A 14,204-nucleotide genomic window follows, 5' to 3' on the forward strand; every position below is an offset into this window, starting at 1 on the left:
TGCTGGAAGGGATTACACCATGGTTGCCGACAATATGGACAAAGCACGCTCGACCTATGATGGGTTTATGGGTGCGCTGAAATGGACTGTGCCATTGATCGCGATTTTGGCATTTTTCGTTGTCGCTCTGATCGCGCCATAAGGGCACCGATTACATGAAAATTGCTGTTCTTAAAGAGCGCGCCGCTGGCGAGACACGGGTAGCCGCGACGCCTGAAACGGTGAAGAAATTCATCGCATTGGGCAATGAGTTTGCGGTCGAGAAAGGCGCAGGCCTTTCGGCCTCGATCCCTGATGAAGCCTTTGCAGAGGCAGGCGCCACAATTGGCACTGCTGCGGCGAGTGTGAAGGGTGCGGATATCGTGCTCGGCATTCAAGCGCCTGATGTGACGAAGCTGAAGGGTGCGGCATCCGGAGCATGGGTCGCGGCTTTGTTCGACCCTTTCCAGAACGGCGATGTTCTTTCTGCTTACGCCAAGGCCGGTTTCGAAGCGCTGTCGATGGAATTCATGCCGCGCATTACCCGTGCGCAATCGATGGATGTGCTTTCCTCGCAGTCGAACTTGGCCGGATATAAAGCGGTTCTGGCAAGCGCCGACACTTATGGCCGCGCATTCCCGATGATGATGACAGCGGCGGGCACGGTTCAGGCCGCGCGCGCCTTTATCATGGGTGTGGGCGTTGCAGGGCTTCAGGCGATTGCGACCGCACGGCGTTTGGGCGCGCAGGTTTCTGCAACCGATGTGCGATCTGCCACCAAAGAACAGATCGAAAGCCTTGGAGCAAAGCCGATCTTCGTCGAAAGCGTTGCCGGGATCGAGGGCGAAGGCTCTGGCGGTTATGCGACCGAAATGAGTGAGGAATATCAGAAGGCGCAAGCTGAGTTGGTATCGTCGCACATCGCCAAACAGGATATTGTGATTACCACCGCTCTAATCCCCGGACGCGCGGCGCCTGTGCTGATCACTGATGAACAGATCGCAACGATGAAGCCGGGCAGCGTGATTTACGATTTGGCCGTGGCACAAGGCGGAAATGTCGAAGGGTCCAAACCCGATGAGATTGTCGAAAAGCACGGCGTGAAGATCATCGGTTATGCCAACACGCCTGCGCATCTTGCAACTGACGCGAGCGCCTTGTTCGCGCGCAACCACTACAACTTCTTGTCCGCCTTCTGGGATAAAGAAGCGGGCAAGCCTGAACTTGATGATGAGATCGGCGATGCCGTCCGTCTGACCAAAGGTGGGGAAGTGGTGAACGAGAGGCTGAAGGGGTGAGGGCGCTTGCCGCAATAGCGTCAGTCCTGATTGCGTCTGCATTTTCTCCCGCTTTAGCAGGGCCGGGTGAAGGTATTCCCGTCCCCTATTCCTTGGTCGATGCACAGGCTGGCGCTCAGCTTCGCGCGGAGGCTTCGATAGTCATACCAATCGTCTTCAACCCTTGTGGATCCTCCCCAGCGATGGAGCCGACCAAAGAGCGTTTTAGAGCGTTTGTTGCTGGGCTGAGTGAGCTGCGTCAAACAATGGATATCGCAATCGCGCGGGTGGATTTCGACTATCAAATGTCGCTCGTTGATTTGCTTTGCCCGAACAGGGCTCTGCCAGAGTACCTTGAAAGTGAAAAACTCGAGATCGCTGTTGCCAATAGCGTGCTTGATAGAATGGATCGGCTGGTGAAGCCTGTATCCGGACAGGACAAATAATGGACTTTATATCAATCCTATCCATCTTCGTGCTGGCGTGTTTCGTCGGCTATTATGTGGTCTGGTCGGTGACCCCGGCATTGCACACGCCGCTTATGGCTGTGACCAATGCGATCTCCTCGGTGATTATTGTCGGCGCTCTGATCGCAGCCGCTGAAGCGACCAGTCCGCTTGCCAAATGGCTGGGGCTTGCTGGCGTAGTGATGGCCTCGATCAATATCTTTGGCGGCTTTGCCGTGACCGAGCGAATGCTCGCCATGTATAAGAAGAAGGAGAAGAACTGATGAGCTTCTCTATCCTCGCCGCCGCCGCCGATGGTTTGGGCGGAACTCCTGCATGGGCCATGCTTGCATATCTTGCAGCAGGTGTGTTCTTCATTCTCGCGCTTCGCGGTCTTTCGTCACCAGCAACCAGCCGAGCGGGAAATCGCAATGGCATGATCGGTATGGCTATTGCGCTCATTACGACGCTAGTCACCCATGACATTGCCAATATTGTAGAGATCGGGATTGCGATCCTTCTCGGCGGCATCATTGGTGTCACCATTGCGCGCAAGATCGCGATGACAGCTATGCCGGAATTGGTGGCTGGCTTTCACAGCCTTGTCGGCCTTGCTGCGGTGGTCGTGGGCCTTGCCGCATGGCTCAACCCCGGCGCATTTGGCATTCTGGATGCAGCAGGCCAGATCCTTGTGGTTAGCCGGATTGAACTTGGCCTTGGGATTGCCATTGGCGCGATCACATTTTCAGGCTCGGTTATCGCCTTCCTCAAGCTTTCCGGCCGAATGAGTGGGTCTCCGATCATGCTTCCCGGACGGCATATCATTAATCTGGGCACATTGGTGGCGATCATTGCCTTGGTTGCGGCTTACGCTGTGTCGGGTGCAGGCGGTCCGGGCGAAGGTCAGCTTATGATCTGGGTGACGGTACTCGCCTTTATCATCGGCTTTCTCCTGATCATCCCCATTGGCGGGGCGGATATGCCGGTGGTTGTGTCGATGCTGAACTCCTATTCCGGCTGGGCCGCGGCGGCCATGGGTTTTACGCTCGGCAACTCGGCGATGATCATCACCGGCGCGCTGGTGGGTTCGTCAGGGGCCATCCTTTCTTACATCATGTGTAAGGCCATGAACCGCAGTTTCATCAGCGTGATCGCTGGCGGCTTTGGAGCTGAGGAAAGCGGCGGCGGCAGCGGGGAACCGCGCGAGGTGCGTCCTTATAAACAGGGCTCTGCCGATGATGCCGCCTTCATGCTCGAACAGGCTGAAAGCGTCATCATCATCCCCGGCTACGGTATGGCCGTGGCACAAGCTCAACACGTGCTGCGCGAAATGGCCGATGCGCTCAAAGAAAAGGGTGTTGAGGTCAAATACGCTATCCACCCTGTCGCAGGGCGGATGCCGGGCCATATGAACGTGCTTCTGGCAGAGGCGAATGTGCCTTACGATGAAGTGTTCGAGCTTGAGGACATCAACAGCGAATTCGCGCAAGCCGACGTTGCCTTTATCATCGGCGCAAACGACGTGGTGAACCCGGCGGCCAAGACCGACAAGTCATCGCCCATTTACGGCATGCCTGTGTTCGATGTGGACAAGGCCAAGCAGGTTTTCTTCATTAAGCGTTCGATGGGCGGTGTGGGTTATGCGGGCGTCGACAATGACGTTTTCTACATGCCGCAAACGGTCATGCTTTTGTCTGACGCCAAGAAGATGGTCGAAGGCATTGTGAAGGCGCTCGACTAGAATCTGATGCGATACGTTCTCCTTTTTCTTGTCTTTCTGGCGGGCCTCGGCGCCTTTTGGTTCCTTGGCGGGGAGAAGCTGCTTGAGCGTGTGACGGAGGCGCGGGTGGAGCAGGCCTTGCTCGACAATGGCGCGCCTGTGCCTCTTGCCGAATGCATGGCAGAGCGGCTGGTCGATACGCTTACGATTGAGCAATTGCTCAAGCTGGAGAAACTTGCACCACAAGAGGGCGAGGGCCGCTTGCCATCTTCGGCGACTGAGGCGATTGCACGTTTCAACCGGGTGGATGATCCCGAGGCGGTGCGCGCTCTTGCGGGCGCTGGGGCAGGGTGTTCAGTCTCTATCATAGGCGACGCGCTCAAAGATCGTTTCTGAGCCCATCTGTTGGCGCTTGCCAAGTCTCCCCTTCATGCGCACTATGCGTGATGGAGAGGGAGACACACCAAATGATCAGAACTGCACTGGCAGCAACCTTGCTGGCAACCGCGGCGCCTGTATGGGCGGACACGCACACGATTAGCCCCGGCGAAGGCGCAGAGGAGCGTTTGCAAGAGGCGTTAATTTTGGCTGAGGACGGCGACGAGATCGTGCTTGAAGCGGGGCGTTACATGCTAAGCGATGGCCTCTCGCTTGACGTTGATGGTGTCACCGTGCGCGGTGCAGGCATGGATGGGACTGTGCTGGACTTTACCACACAGGCAGGTTCGGGTGAGGGGCTTCTGGTCACTTCCGACAACGTGACTTTGCGCGATTTCGCTTTGGAGAACCCAAAAGGCGACGGGATCAAATCCAAGGGCGCTGATCAGATTGTCTACCACCGTATCCGCGTGACATGGACCAATGGCCCTGATCCAACCAACGGCGCCTATGGTATCTATCCGGTTGAAAGTACCGGCGTGCTTGTCGACGGGGTGAAAGTAACGGGGGCATCGGACGCCGGCATTTATGTGGGTCAGTCCAATCAGATCACCGTGCGTAACTCCATTGCCGAGGCCAATGTCGCTGGGATCGAGATTGAAAATAGCCGCAACGCCATCGTTGAACACAATATCGCGACCCGCAACACGGGCGGTATTCTGGTGTTTGATCTGCCCGGCCTGCCGGTGATGAACGGCGGCAATGTGATCGTTGAAAACAACCTTGTTGTCGCCAATGACACGGCAAACTTTGCCCCTCCCGGCAATATTGTCGCAGGGGTGCGGCGCGGCACAGGGATTATGGTGATGGCCAATGAAAAGGTGCTGATCCAAGACAATATCATTGATGAAAACCCAACCGCGCCGGTAATGGTCATCGCCTATATCCAAGGTTTTGAGGATGACCGCTACAACCCACTGCCGCGCGATGTTGTGGTGGGTAACAACATCTATGGCCGGGGCGGTGACGACCCTCAGGTGGATGGCGCAGAAATACTGCTCGCGGCATTTGGCGGGGCTTTACCGCCGGTCATGTGGGATGGGCAGGGCAGTCTGTATGCCGTCCCCGGCACCGCTGGCTGGTCGCTGAACCTAACCGAGCAGGGCAAAGGGCTGGCAGACGCAAACCCATCGCCTCTAAGTGTGCCAGCACCAGAGGCCGAGTTTGACCGCAGCGGCATTGGCGCACCGGCAGAATTGGATGCGCGGATTTGATGCGAGGAATTGGTTTTCTTTTGGCTGCAATTACGGCGCTTGGCGTGTCGGTGGTCGCCCAGGCAACCGGCGCGCCCAAGATCATGGTCAATGACGATGTGATCCAAGAAAATGGCTTTCCCCGAGTGCTGGCCCGCTACGGTTTCTTCCAAGACGGCGGCGCGCGCGAGGCATCGGACAATGTCCATGCTTACGAGCTGAACACGCCGCTTTGGTCAGATGGCGCGGATAAGCTGCGCTATATCTACTTGCCCGAAGGCGCGCAGTTGAAGGCGGACGGGGATGGCCTCCTGCAATTTCCGGTAGGCAGCGCGATCATCAAAACCTTTGCCTATGGGGAAGGGGATGATCAGCGCTTTATCGAAACCAGAGTTCTGCTTCACCGCGCAGACGGGTGGCTGGCGCTTCCTTACCGATGGAACGATGAGCAGACTGAGGCCAAACTGGCGATTGCGGGTGACCGGATCCCGATCACAACGGCTTCAGGTGAGGAAATCAGTTACCGCATCCCGAACAAGAACCAATGCAAAACATGCCATTCGGTTGATGGTGAGGTGATCCCAATCGGCCCTAAGGCGCGTAATCTGTCGGCCAAATGGCTCGGCGAGGCGTATGAGAGTGGGCGACTGGATAGAGTGCCAGAAGGCGCCGATACACTTCCGTTTTGGACCAACACCAGCGTTTCCAAGGATGCACGCGTGCGGGCCTATCTCGATGTGAACTGTGCGCATTGTCACCGCCCGGGTGGCGGCGCGTCGAACTCGGGTCTCGATCTCAGCTGGGAACAGACCGATACCTTCGCCATTGGCATCAACAAACCACCAGTTGCCGCAGGCCGCGGAGCAGGGGGGCTGTTGGTATCGATCGAACCCGGAAAGCCTGAGAAGTCGATCCTTGTGCACCGGATGAACTCTAATGAGCCCGGTATTGCGATGCCTGAACTTGGCCGTTCGACAATCGACCATGAGGCAGTGGAGCTTATGCGGGACTGGATTTCGGAGATGAGTGAATGAAGTGGGTTTTGCGCATTTTGGGCCTGCTGGCCGCGCTGTTGGTTATCGCGTTTTTGATATTTCGCGTGCCCGACACGGACCGGGATGCAATGCGCGCCAAATATGGCGGCGAGCCCTCACAATTTATCACCCTTGCCAATGGGCAAGAAGTGCACTTGCGCGACGAAGGGCCGCGCGATGGATTGCCGATCATTTTGCTCCACGGGTCCGCTGCTGATCTGCACACATGGCAGCCTTGGGTTGATGACCTTAAGACCGACTACCGGGTCATTCGCTATGATCAAATTGGTCACGGCCTTACCGGTCCGGCACAGGGCGGAACCTATACGTTGGAGGACTTCACCGGCGATGTTGAGCAGGTCGCGGATCATTTAGGATTGGAGCGGTTTGTCTTGGGCGGAAATTCCATGGGGGGATGGATTACCGTTGGATACGCTCTCGACAATCCTGAACGTCTTGAAGGGATTGTTTTGGTCGATGCAAGCGGATCACCGATCCGGCGGACGAGTGGTTCGGGCGGTAACACCGGATTTTCAATCGCTACCACACCCGTACTCAATCAAGGTATGCGTTTCATCACCCCGCGTAGCATCATTGAGCAGAGCCTCTCTCAAAGCGTTTCCAATCAAGAGATCGTGACCGCAGAGGCCGTTGATCGGTATTGGGAATTGCTTCGCTATCCTGGCAATCGGGCCGCGACCATTGAACGCTTTGCAACCCAGCGAGTTGTCTATTCCGATGAATCGGTACGAGGTCTTTTTGTGCCTGCGCTGATCCTCTGGGGCGAAGAGGATGCTTTAACGCCGGTAGAGGCGGCGAAATGGTATGACGAGTGGCTGCCGAATTCGACGTTGTCAGTCTATGAGGCCATCGGTCACTTGCCACACGAAGAAGCACCAGAGGCTTCATTGAAGGATTTGAGAGCTTGGCTAGGCGACCTTGATGGCGGCCCAGAGGTCACTGAATAAACGCCCGCGACCATTCTCTTTTCTGCAAGCTATGGACGAGGACACGCAACCCTCGCTACACCTTCCTGCGGAGCACCTAGGAATCGAGGGTTTGAATTTGCGAAAATTGGGAATGATCGGCGGGATGAGCTGGGTATCGACCCGCATCTACTATGATCGGATCAACCGTATTGTACAACGCCGCGCTGCTCCGATGGCGTCGGCGCCGCTTTTGATTGAGAGCCTCGATTTTTGTGAACTGTACGCCCTTCGCGAGGACAAAGAATGGCAGCGCGCGGCCGAGATATTGGGCGAAAGCGCCAAGCGATTGGAAGGGGCAGGGGCCGAAGCGCTCATCATCAATGCCAATTCCATGCACAAGCTCTATGACGAAATCGCGGCCCAGGTTGATATCCCGATCCTTCACATCGCCGACTATGTTGGCAAAGCTTTGAAGGAGGCAGGCTGTAAAAGCGCGGCAATTTTGGGCACGCGCAACGTTATGACGGAGAGCTTTTATCGCAAGCGCCTTGTTGCGCAGGGCGTAAATCTGTTGCCGCCTAATATGAACAATGTCGAGATGATGGACCGCATCATTTATGACGAATTGATGGTCGGGAAAGTTACCCGGGATGCCGAGCGACAGATGAAGACAATCATCACCAACAAGTCGCAGGAAGGCGCCGAAGCCGTTGTGCTGGCCTGCACAGAATTTGATCTTGTGGTGGATGTCGATGCCAATGTTTTGCCAGTGTTCGATTCAACTCGAATTCATTGCGAGGCAGCGGCCAATTGGATTCTTGATCAAGAAGCGGCGAACTAGGTGGCGTCCTGCCGCTCACACAGAACGTTTTATCGCATCCCCCCAGGGGGCGGGGTGCAAGTTAACATGGTGCGGACTACCCGCGTAGGATAGGTCTGTCGCTATATAAAATAAGACAGGCTTGGGTCTTCGGGTCGCGCCGAAAGACCCCAGAGCTGCAAAGCTCTTGGGATCGCTTACCACCCCCCCATTGCACCCGGTAAGCGATCCCATTTTTTCTCGATCATGGATGGGGCTGTGCGCGTTGGCATTTCCACGGGCACTGTCCACGGTATTCGTGCATGGTTTTCGCTTTGTTCCTGTTGAGCCGCTCCCGGCGCTCACCTAAGCGATAAAGCTGTGATGTTTAGAGCTTCCTTTGCCGCTGACCCGCATGCCCATGGTGGCCGCGAGTTTGCTCCAGCTAAAACCGGGACATCGACCTCACCGTCAATGCCCGCCGAACGGCGCGGCCCCCGAAGCGAATTTCAGCGCGACCGCGACCGTATCATTCACTCGATGAGTTTTCGCAGGCTCAAGTCGAAAACGCAGGTCTTCATTGCACCTGACGGGGATCACTACCGCACGCGGCTAACGCATACGATCGAGGTTGCGCAGATCGGGCGCGTTCTGGCGCGTGCGATTGGAGTGGATGAAGACCTAACCGAAGCGCTGTGCCTGGCACACGATCTTGGTCACCCGCCTTTTGGTCACGCAGGAGAGGATGCCTTGTCCGAAGCGATGGAGGCGCATGGCGGTTTCGACCACAACGCACAAACTCTTCGCACAGTGATGCGGCTTGAGAGCCCTTATCCCACCCATGAAGGCTTGAACCTGACCTGGGACCTTTTGGAAGGCCTTGCGAAACACAATGGGCCAATCACCAATCCAAATTGGGCTTTGAGAGAATTGGACGAGGCGTTCCCGCTCAATTTTGCCACGTGGCCCTCAATTGAGGCTCAGATTGCAGCAATTGCCGATGACATCGCTTATGACAATCACGACATTGACGATGGGCTTCGAGCAGGGTTCTTGACCCTTGATGACCTGATGGAACTGGATTTCCTCGCAAGCCAATGGCGTGTCGTCGAAAAGCGCTTCCCTCACGCGCCGCAAGATCGCTTGTTACGAGAGCTTGTTCGGGACCAAATTGGATTGATGGTGAATGATGTGCTGGAGCACACAGCTGCATCCACCAAAGGGTTTGAAACGGTGAGCCAAATCCGAGAAGCGGGCCGCCAGCTCGCCGGTTTTTCTCCCGATATGGCGGCACAAGAACGCACGCTGAAGACCTTTATGTACGAAAAACTCTATTACCATCCAGAACAGGTTTCAGCAGCTCAAAACGCGCGTGAAGTCGTCGCGCGTTTGTTCACCGCTTATTCCCAAGATCCCAGACAAATGCCGCCCGAATGGCAGGAACGCTTGCCGAAAGCAGAGCCGCAGCGCTCGCGCATGATCGCTGACTTTATCGCTGGTATGAGTGATCGATTTGCGATGCAATCCTGTGCGAAAATCTATGGCGAAGTGCCAGAAGGGCTCATCAATGTCTGAGCTTTACGACACTCCCCATGACGCGGTTCATGGTCCGGTGAGGGTTGGCCTTGTCGGAGCCACCGGCCTCATTGGTCACAGGCTTATCGAAATTTCTAGCGCAGGCGATGCGATGCGTATGGTTGGCATTGCCCGGAGAGAGCCGCAGCTTCCTAAAGGCGCCAAGGTTGAGATGTTTGTGGCTGACCCGGTTAAGTGGAGCGAGATCCTTGAGACGGTAAAACCCCGCGCTTTGATCTGCGCTTTGGGTACCACATGGCGTAAAGCAGGACGCGACGAAGCAGCCTTTCGCGCGGTCGATTATGATCTCATCGTATCAACCGCAGAAGCTGCCCGCGAAGCTGGTATACCCAATCTGGTTTTGGTGAGTTCGTCTGGCGCGAACCGCAATGCGAAAAGCTTCTATTTGAGAACTAAGGCCGAAACCGAAGAAGCTGTGTCTAAGCTAGGGCTGAGCCGTGTTGATATCTTGAGACCCGGCCTTCTTAAAGGCGTGCGCCAGGACGATTTGCGTCCGTTTGAATCCATCGCTCAATTTGCGAGCCCTTTGCTCGACAAACTGCTGCCTAGCAAATGGCAAGGACTGCGTTCCATCGATGCGGATCACGTGTGCGAAGCGGCGATGGGATTGGCATTGCGCAAGGCGGCCGGGTGCTTCATCCATGACAATGATGCAATTAAGCGCGCTGCTCGTGACTGGCGCGCAAAAGTGACAAAAGAACACTAGGCTGGGAATCAGGAAAACGGGGAACGACAATGGACTGGGACTTCGCCTTTAAAGCCGCAAATATGTTCGCCCTCTTGGCATGGGTGGTCCTTATCCTTCTACCGCGCCGACCGGCTTTGCTCTCTGCCGTCCTCTATTTTGGTGTGGGGATTTTGTGTCTCGCATACACCACCGCCTTTGGCTTGATTCTATCAGGTCTTGTCTCTGCCGGAGAAGGCGGGGCAGGGGCAAACTTCCACACGATCGAAGGCGTGCGCGACTTCTTTGCAAGCGACGGGGGCGTCACAATCGGGTGGATACACTATTTGGCATTTGACCTGTTCGTGGGTCTTTGGATTGCGCGTGACGCAGATTCAAAGTCAATTAGCCGTTTTATCCAAGCGCCCATCTTGATGTTCACCTTATTCGTTGGCCCTGTTGGACTATTTATCTGGTTGATCATTCGAGAGCCTGCAGCAAAACGGCAGGGGCGTTGGAACTAAATTCACTTGATCCAAGTCCAATTTGTCCACGCGGCCTAGTAAATATATGGACGAAAGAAGCTGCAAATGCTTAACGATCTCAAACAATCAGCATGGGGATAGTGAGGCATGGCTACAAAAGCCCAAGACGAGTTTCTGACTTTTGATGAGTTTTTGAACCATTGGGCCAAAGAAAGCCCAGATCAAATAGCGATCGAGATGGACGACAGGACCACCACTTATGGTGAAGCGGATGTTCTGACGCGGCAGTTGATTGCTTTGCTTCGCGAAAACGGGATCGGACACGGCGACCGGATAGCTTGGGTTGGTAAAAACTCGGACCGGTATTTCCTTCTGCTTTATGCGGTTGCACGCGTGGGAGCCGTGATGGCGCCAATTGGCTGGCGTCTTGCTCCACCTGAAATGGCGTATATTCTGAACGATACGGGCACCAAGGTCCTGTTCGTGGAAGAAGGTTTCATAGACACCGCCAGTGAAGTGACCGCTGCAATGGAAAACCCGCTAAGGGTTCTCGAGGCAGAAAGCGCATTTCGCACAGCAGCGGGCATGGAGCCTGCAGAGTATGAGCCAGCAGGCGGTGATGATGCGATCCTCCAGCTCTATACCTCTGGAACCACGGGCAATCCCAAAGGGGTCGCTCTTTCCAATCGCAATATGTTTGCATTGCGCAAGCCTGCTGAGGATGCTTCGCTTCCCTGGCAAAAATACGTGGCGAGCGATTGTATCCTTGCCGCTATGCCATGCGCACATATTGGCGGGACGGGGCTTGCCGCGGTTGCAGTGTCCGCGGGCATTCGCGCTCAGGTTTTGGCCGAGTTTACCCCAGATGGTGTTTTGCGCGCGATCCAAAACGGGGCGACGCACATGTTCCTTGTGCCCGCCGCGATCCAATTCGTGATCCAGCATCCGTTGGCAAAGGAAACCGACTTCTCCGGCCTACGCTATCTTATGTATGGCGCAGCGCCCATGCCGTTGGAACTGCTCAAACAAACCGTTGCGACCATGCCGGGCGCGGGGCTTTTGCAGGTGTACGGAATGACCGAAACCTGCGGCACGGTCACTATGCTCCCTCCGGATGACCATGTTTTGGAAGGCAATGAACGGATGCGTTCGGCCGGTAAGGCGGTGCCGGGTGTGCAGATTCAGATCCGAGGCGAAGATAACGCCGAGGTGCCACACGGCGACATTGGTGAGATTTGCATCCTTTCCCCCTCCAATACCGACGGATATTGGAAGCTACCCGAAGCCACTTCCAAAACCATTGATTCTGATGGCTGGCTGCACACGGGTGATGCCGGAATCATGGATGACGACGGCTATGTCTATATCCAAGACCGGATCAAGGACATGATCATTTCAGGCGGCGAAAACGTCTATCCTGCCGAAGTCGAGAGCGCGATTTTCGGGCATCCTGCAATTGCTGAAGTAGCGGTGATCGGTGTGCCGTCCAAACAATGGGGCGAAGAAGTCAAAGCCTGCTGCGTTCCAAAACCTGGTATGGAGATCGATGCCGGTGACGTGATCGCCTATACGCGCGAACGTATTGCTGCATTCAAAGCGCCGAAGAGCGTTGATGTGATCCCTGAGATGCCGCGCAATGCTTCTGGCAAAATCCTTAGGCGGCAATTGCGTGCGCCATATTGGGAAGGCCAGGACCGGCAAATCTCTTAGACGGAGCGCATTTTAATGAAACGACACGCACCTGCCACCTTGCGCAATCGCGAGGCAATTCTCCACGTCTTATCCGCAGAACTCCCTAAGAAAGGTACTGTGCTGGAAGTCGCGAGTGGTTCGGGAGAACACGTAGTCTTTTTCGCGCAAGCGTTTCCAGAACTTCACTGGCAGCCCAGTGATGTGACCCCTGACGCCATAAGCTCGACCAGAGCTTATACGCAGGAATATACGGGAAAAAACGTGGGTTGTCCCGTGGTTATCGATGCTTCCCTGCCTAAGGATTGGGCAATGGATGAGGATATTGGCGCTACCTTGTGCATCAACATGATTCAGGTCTCTGCCCACATTTCGCACAATGGCCTTTTTGAAGGCACCGCCGACCTTGCTGCTAAATCGGCAAACACCAAGGGTTTTCCCCTAATCCTCTACGGACCATTTTTTGAGCAGGGGGTAGAGCCGTCCGAAGGCAACCTTGCCTTTGATTCAAGCTTGAAGTCGCGCAACCCGGATTGGGGCGTTCGCCATGTCGAAGAAATAGACAACATCGCACACGCGCACGGGTTCACGCGAACCGCGCGTTATGAAATGCCAGCCAACAATTTGATGTTGATCTACCGTTTTGGGTGAAAGGCCCAATAATTGGGCAGGTGCTTTTCGGGCTCTAAGGCACTGTTAATCAATAATTTCAGTCAATCGCATCTTCACCGGCACGGCCAACAGATTCGATGTCCTGGCCCAAACCTTTGACCGTATTGCAGGCGGTCGCTGTCATAGTCACGGCACCAAGCAAAAGAGCGATAAGGGCATTGCGGATCATGGATTGTCTCCGTTGAGATGGAATGGCGGTCTTTTCTGATCGCAATCTGACGCGCGTTCGCTCCATATTCCAGCAAAAAGAGGTCAGTCCGCACTGGTCCGACCCTTTGTTGCGATGAATTGCCCTCCACAAGAGGCGGGGCATTACCTCAAGCACTTACCCTTGGTCGGTAACACGGTTTTCGGTCTTTGCTTGCGCCAGCCCTCGCTCTCGCCATGCGATAAGCGCGCCTGCACCAATAATCAGAGGCGCACCAAGCCACAGATTGCTGCTGGGAGCGGTGCCGAACACACTCCACCCGTAATAGGTTGCCCACAAAAGCGCAGTGTAATCCATCAGCAGAATGACCCCCGCAGACCCAAACCTTAAACTGGCTGTAAGGAGCAGCTGCGCGAGCGCGCCGCAAAGGCCCATGGCTCCGATTATTGCCCAAGTCTCAAGGCTATGGGGCACGTGTACGAAGGGCAAGGTTAGGGCCAAGACGGGGGTTGAGAAAAGCGTGAACCAAAAGACGATGCTCCAAGGGCTCTCGGTCTTGTTGAGGTCTTGGAGCTGAAAGCTGATAGCCGCCACGAGGAAGGCTGCAATGAGACCGATGGTAGCGCCAAACGGATCAATTCCGCCGTTTGCCCCAAACCCAAAGCTAGGTTGAGTAAGGACAAGCACCCCTGCAAATCCCAAAGCAACCGCACCCCAGCGATATTGGCCGACTCGTTCTTTGAACAGCATCACAGCAAGGATCACCGCAAAGAATGGCGCTGTGAAGTTGATAGCGGTTGCTTCGGCCAAGGGCAGCAATACGACCGCACCATAGACGAAGAACATGCCGGTGACGCCTGCAACCGCGCGCTTGCCATGAGCCTTCAATCGTTTGGTTTTTAGGTCAGCAAACCGCCCCATTGCAGCAATGAGCGCGGTGATTGCGATCAGCGTGATAGACTGGCGCCAAAACACCAGTTCCGTAAGTGAAGCGCCGCGTTCGCTTGCCAGTTTTACCAGCATCGAAAGGGTCGCAAGCGTTCCCGCTGCGGCAAGTCGCAGTCCAAGCGCAAGAAAAGGGCGAGGGCGGGCGACTGATCCATCCATTGATCAAAGGCTTTAGGGACTGCTCGTG

The 14,204-nt window shown here is 55.5% G+C and carries 17 protein-coding genes; 15 read left to right on the forward strand and 2 right to left on the reverse strand.

What is annotated here, in order from left to right:
• Window positions 1-19: 19 nt before the first annotated feature.
• The 15 genes from ABJ205_RS05080 to ABJ205_RS05150 all read left to right on the forward strand — a co-directional run bounded on the left by ABJ205_RS05080 (window position 20) and on the right by ABJ205_RS05150 (window position 12,900).
• The gene (locus tag ABJ205_RS05080) at window positions 20-142 is read left to right on the forward strand and encodes a hypothetical protein (protein ID WP_348158849.1); all 123 of its coding nucleotides are present in this window, start codon (window positions 20-22) and stop codon (window positions 140-142) included.
• A gap of 13 nt (window positions 143-155) precedes the next feature.
• On the forward strand, window positions 156-1,277 hold the full coding sequence (locus ABJ205_RS05085; protein ID WP_348158847.1) for an NAD(P) transhydrogenase subunit alpha: 1,122 nt from the start codon (window positions 156-158) through the stop codon (window positions 1,275-1,277).
• Window positions 1,274-1,702: a hypothetical protein gene (locus ABJ205_RS05090; protein ID WP_348158845.1), complete on the forward strand. Its 429-nt coding sequence runs from the start codon at window positions 1,274-1,276 to the stop codon at window positions 1,700-1,702. Before ABJ205_RS05085 ends, ABJ205_RS05090 begins: the two co-directional genes overlap by 4 nt.
• Window positions 1,702-1,986: an NAD(P) transhydrogenase subunit alpha gene (locus ABJ205_RS05095; protein WP_034959357.1), complete on the forward strand. Its 285-nt coding sequence runs from the start codon at window positions 1,702-1,704 to the stop codon at window positions 1,984-1,986. The genes ABJ205_RS05090 and ABJ205_RS05095 overlap by 1 nt, the downstream gene beginning before the upstream one ends.
• A 59-nt stretch (window positions 1,987-2,045) precedes the next feature.
• The gene (locus ABJ205_RS05100; RefSeq protein ID WP_348158895.1) at window positions 2,046-3,443 is read left to right on the forward strand and encodes an NAD(P)(+) transhydrogenase (Re/Si-specific) subunit beta; all 1,398 of its coding nucleotides are present in this window, start codon (window positions 2,046-2,048) and stop codon (window positions 3,441-3,443) included.
• 6 nt (window positions 3,444-3,449) lie between these two features.
• Entirely contained in the window at window positions 3,450-3,818 is a 369-nt protein-coding gene (locus ABJ205_RS05105; protein WP_348158844.1) for a hypothetical protein, read from the forward strand.
• A gap of 71 nt (window positions 3,819-3,889) precedes the next feature.
• Complete coding sequence (locus tag ABJ205_RS05110; protein WP_348158842.1) at window positions 3,890-5,074, forward strand: parallel beta-helix domain-containing protein; 1,185 nt, start codon at window positions 3,890-3,892, stop codon at window positions 5,072-5,074.
• A gap of 20 nt (window positions 5,075-5,094) precedes the next feature.
• Window positions 5,095-6,087, forward strand: a complete 993-nt coding sequence (locus ABJ205_RS05115; protein WP_348158840.1) for an SO2930 family diheme c-type cytochrome — start codon at window positions 5,095-5,097, stop codon at window positions 6,085-6,087.
• Window positions 6,084-7,055: an alpha/beta hydrolase gene (locus ABJ205_RS05120; protein WP_348158839.1), complete on the forward strand. Its 972-nt coding sequence runs from the start codon at window positions 6,084-6,086 to the stop codon at window positions 7,053-7,055. The genes ABJ205_RS05115 and ABJ205_RS05120 overlap by 4 nt, the downstream gene beginning before the upstream one ends.
• A 97-nt stretch (window positions 7,056-7,152) precedes the next feature.
• Entirely contained in the window at window positions 7,153-7,857 is a 705-nt protein-coding gene (locus ABJ205_RS05125; RefSeq protein ID WP_348158893.1) for an amino acid racemase, read from the forward strand.
• A 342-nt stretch (window positions 7,858-8,199) separates the two neighbouring features.
• Window positions 8,200-9,390: a deoxyguanosinetriphosphate triphosphohydrolase gene (locus tag ABJ205_RS05130; RefSeq protein WP_348158837.1), complete on the forward strand. Its 1,191-nt coding sequence runs from the start codon at window positions 8,200-8,202 to the stop codon at window positions 9,388-9,390.
• A complete protein-coding gene (locus tag ABJ205_RS05135) occupies window positions 9,383-10,117 on the forward strand; it encodes an NAD(P)H-binding protein (protein ID WP_348158835.1) in 735 nt (244 codons plus the stop codon). Before ABJ205_RS05130 ends, ABJ205_RS05135 begins: the two co-directional genes overlap by 8 nt.
• 29 nt (window positions 10,118-10,146) lie before the next feature.
• Window positions 10,147-10,599 (forward strand): ABA4-like family protein, encoded by a 453-nt coding sequence (locus ABJ205_RS05140; RefSeq protein ID WP_348158833.1) that lies wholly within the window; start codon window positions 10,147-10,149, stop codon window positions 10,597-10,599.
• A 108-nt stretch (window positions 10,600-10,707) separates the two neighbouring features.
• Window positions 10,708-12,270: a long-chain-fatty-acid--CoA ligase gene (locus tag ABJ205_RS05145; protein ID WP_348158831.1), complete on the forward strand. Its 1,563-nt coding sequence runs from the start codon at window positions 10,708-10,710 to the stop codon at window positions 12,268-12,270.
• A gap of 15 nt (window positions 12,271-12,285) precedes the next feature.
• Window positions 12,286-12,900: a DUF938 domain-containing protein gene (locus ABJ205_RS05150; RefSeq protein WP_348158829.1), complete on the forward strand. Its 615-nt coding sequence runs from the start codon at window positions 12,286-12,288 to the stop codon at window positions 12,898-12,900.
• A 58-nt stretch (window positions 12,901-12,958) separates the two neighbouring features.
• Here ABJ205_RS05150 and ABJ205_RS05155 read toward each other — a convergent pair whose 3' ends face one another.
• Together ABJ205_RS05155 and ABJ205_RS05160 are read right to left on the reverse strand one after the other, a co-directional pair.
• Window positions 12,959-13,090 carry an entericidin A/B family lipoprotein gene (locus ABJ205_RS05155; protein WP_348158827.1) on the reverse strand — a complete coding sequence of 44 codons (132 nt, stop codon included), beginning with the start codon at window positions 13,088-13,090 and terminating at the stop codon, window positions 12,959-12,961.
• A 156-nt stretch (window positions 13,091-13,246) separates the two neighbouring features.
• Window positions 13,247-14,176, reverse strand: coding sequence for a DMT family transporter (locus ABJ205_RS05160; RefSeq protein WP_348158825.1), 930 nt, complete (start codon window positions 14,174-14,176; stop codon window positions 13,247-13,249).
• Window positions 14,177-14,204: the final 28 nt, after the last annotated feature.

Source organism: Erythrobacter sp., assembly GCF_039988855.1.
Taxonomy (GTDB): Bacteria; Pseudomonadota; Alphaproteobacteria; order Sphingomonadales; family Sphingomonadaceae; genus Erythrobacter.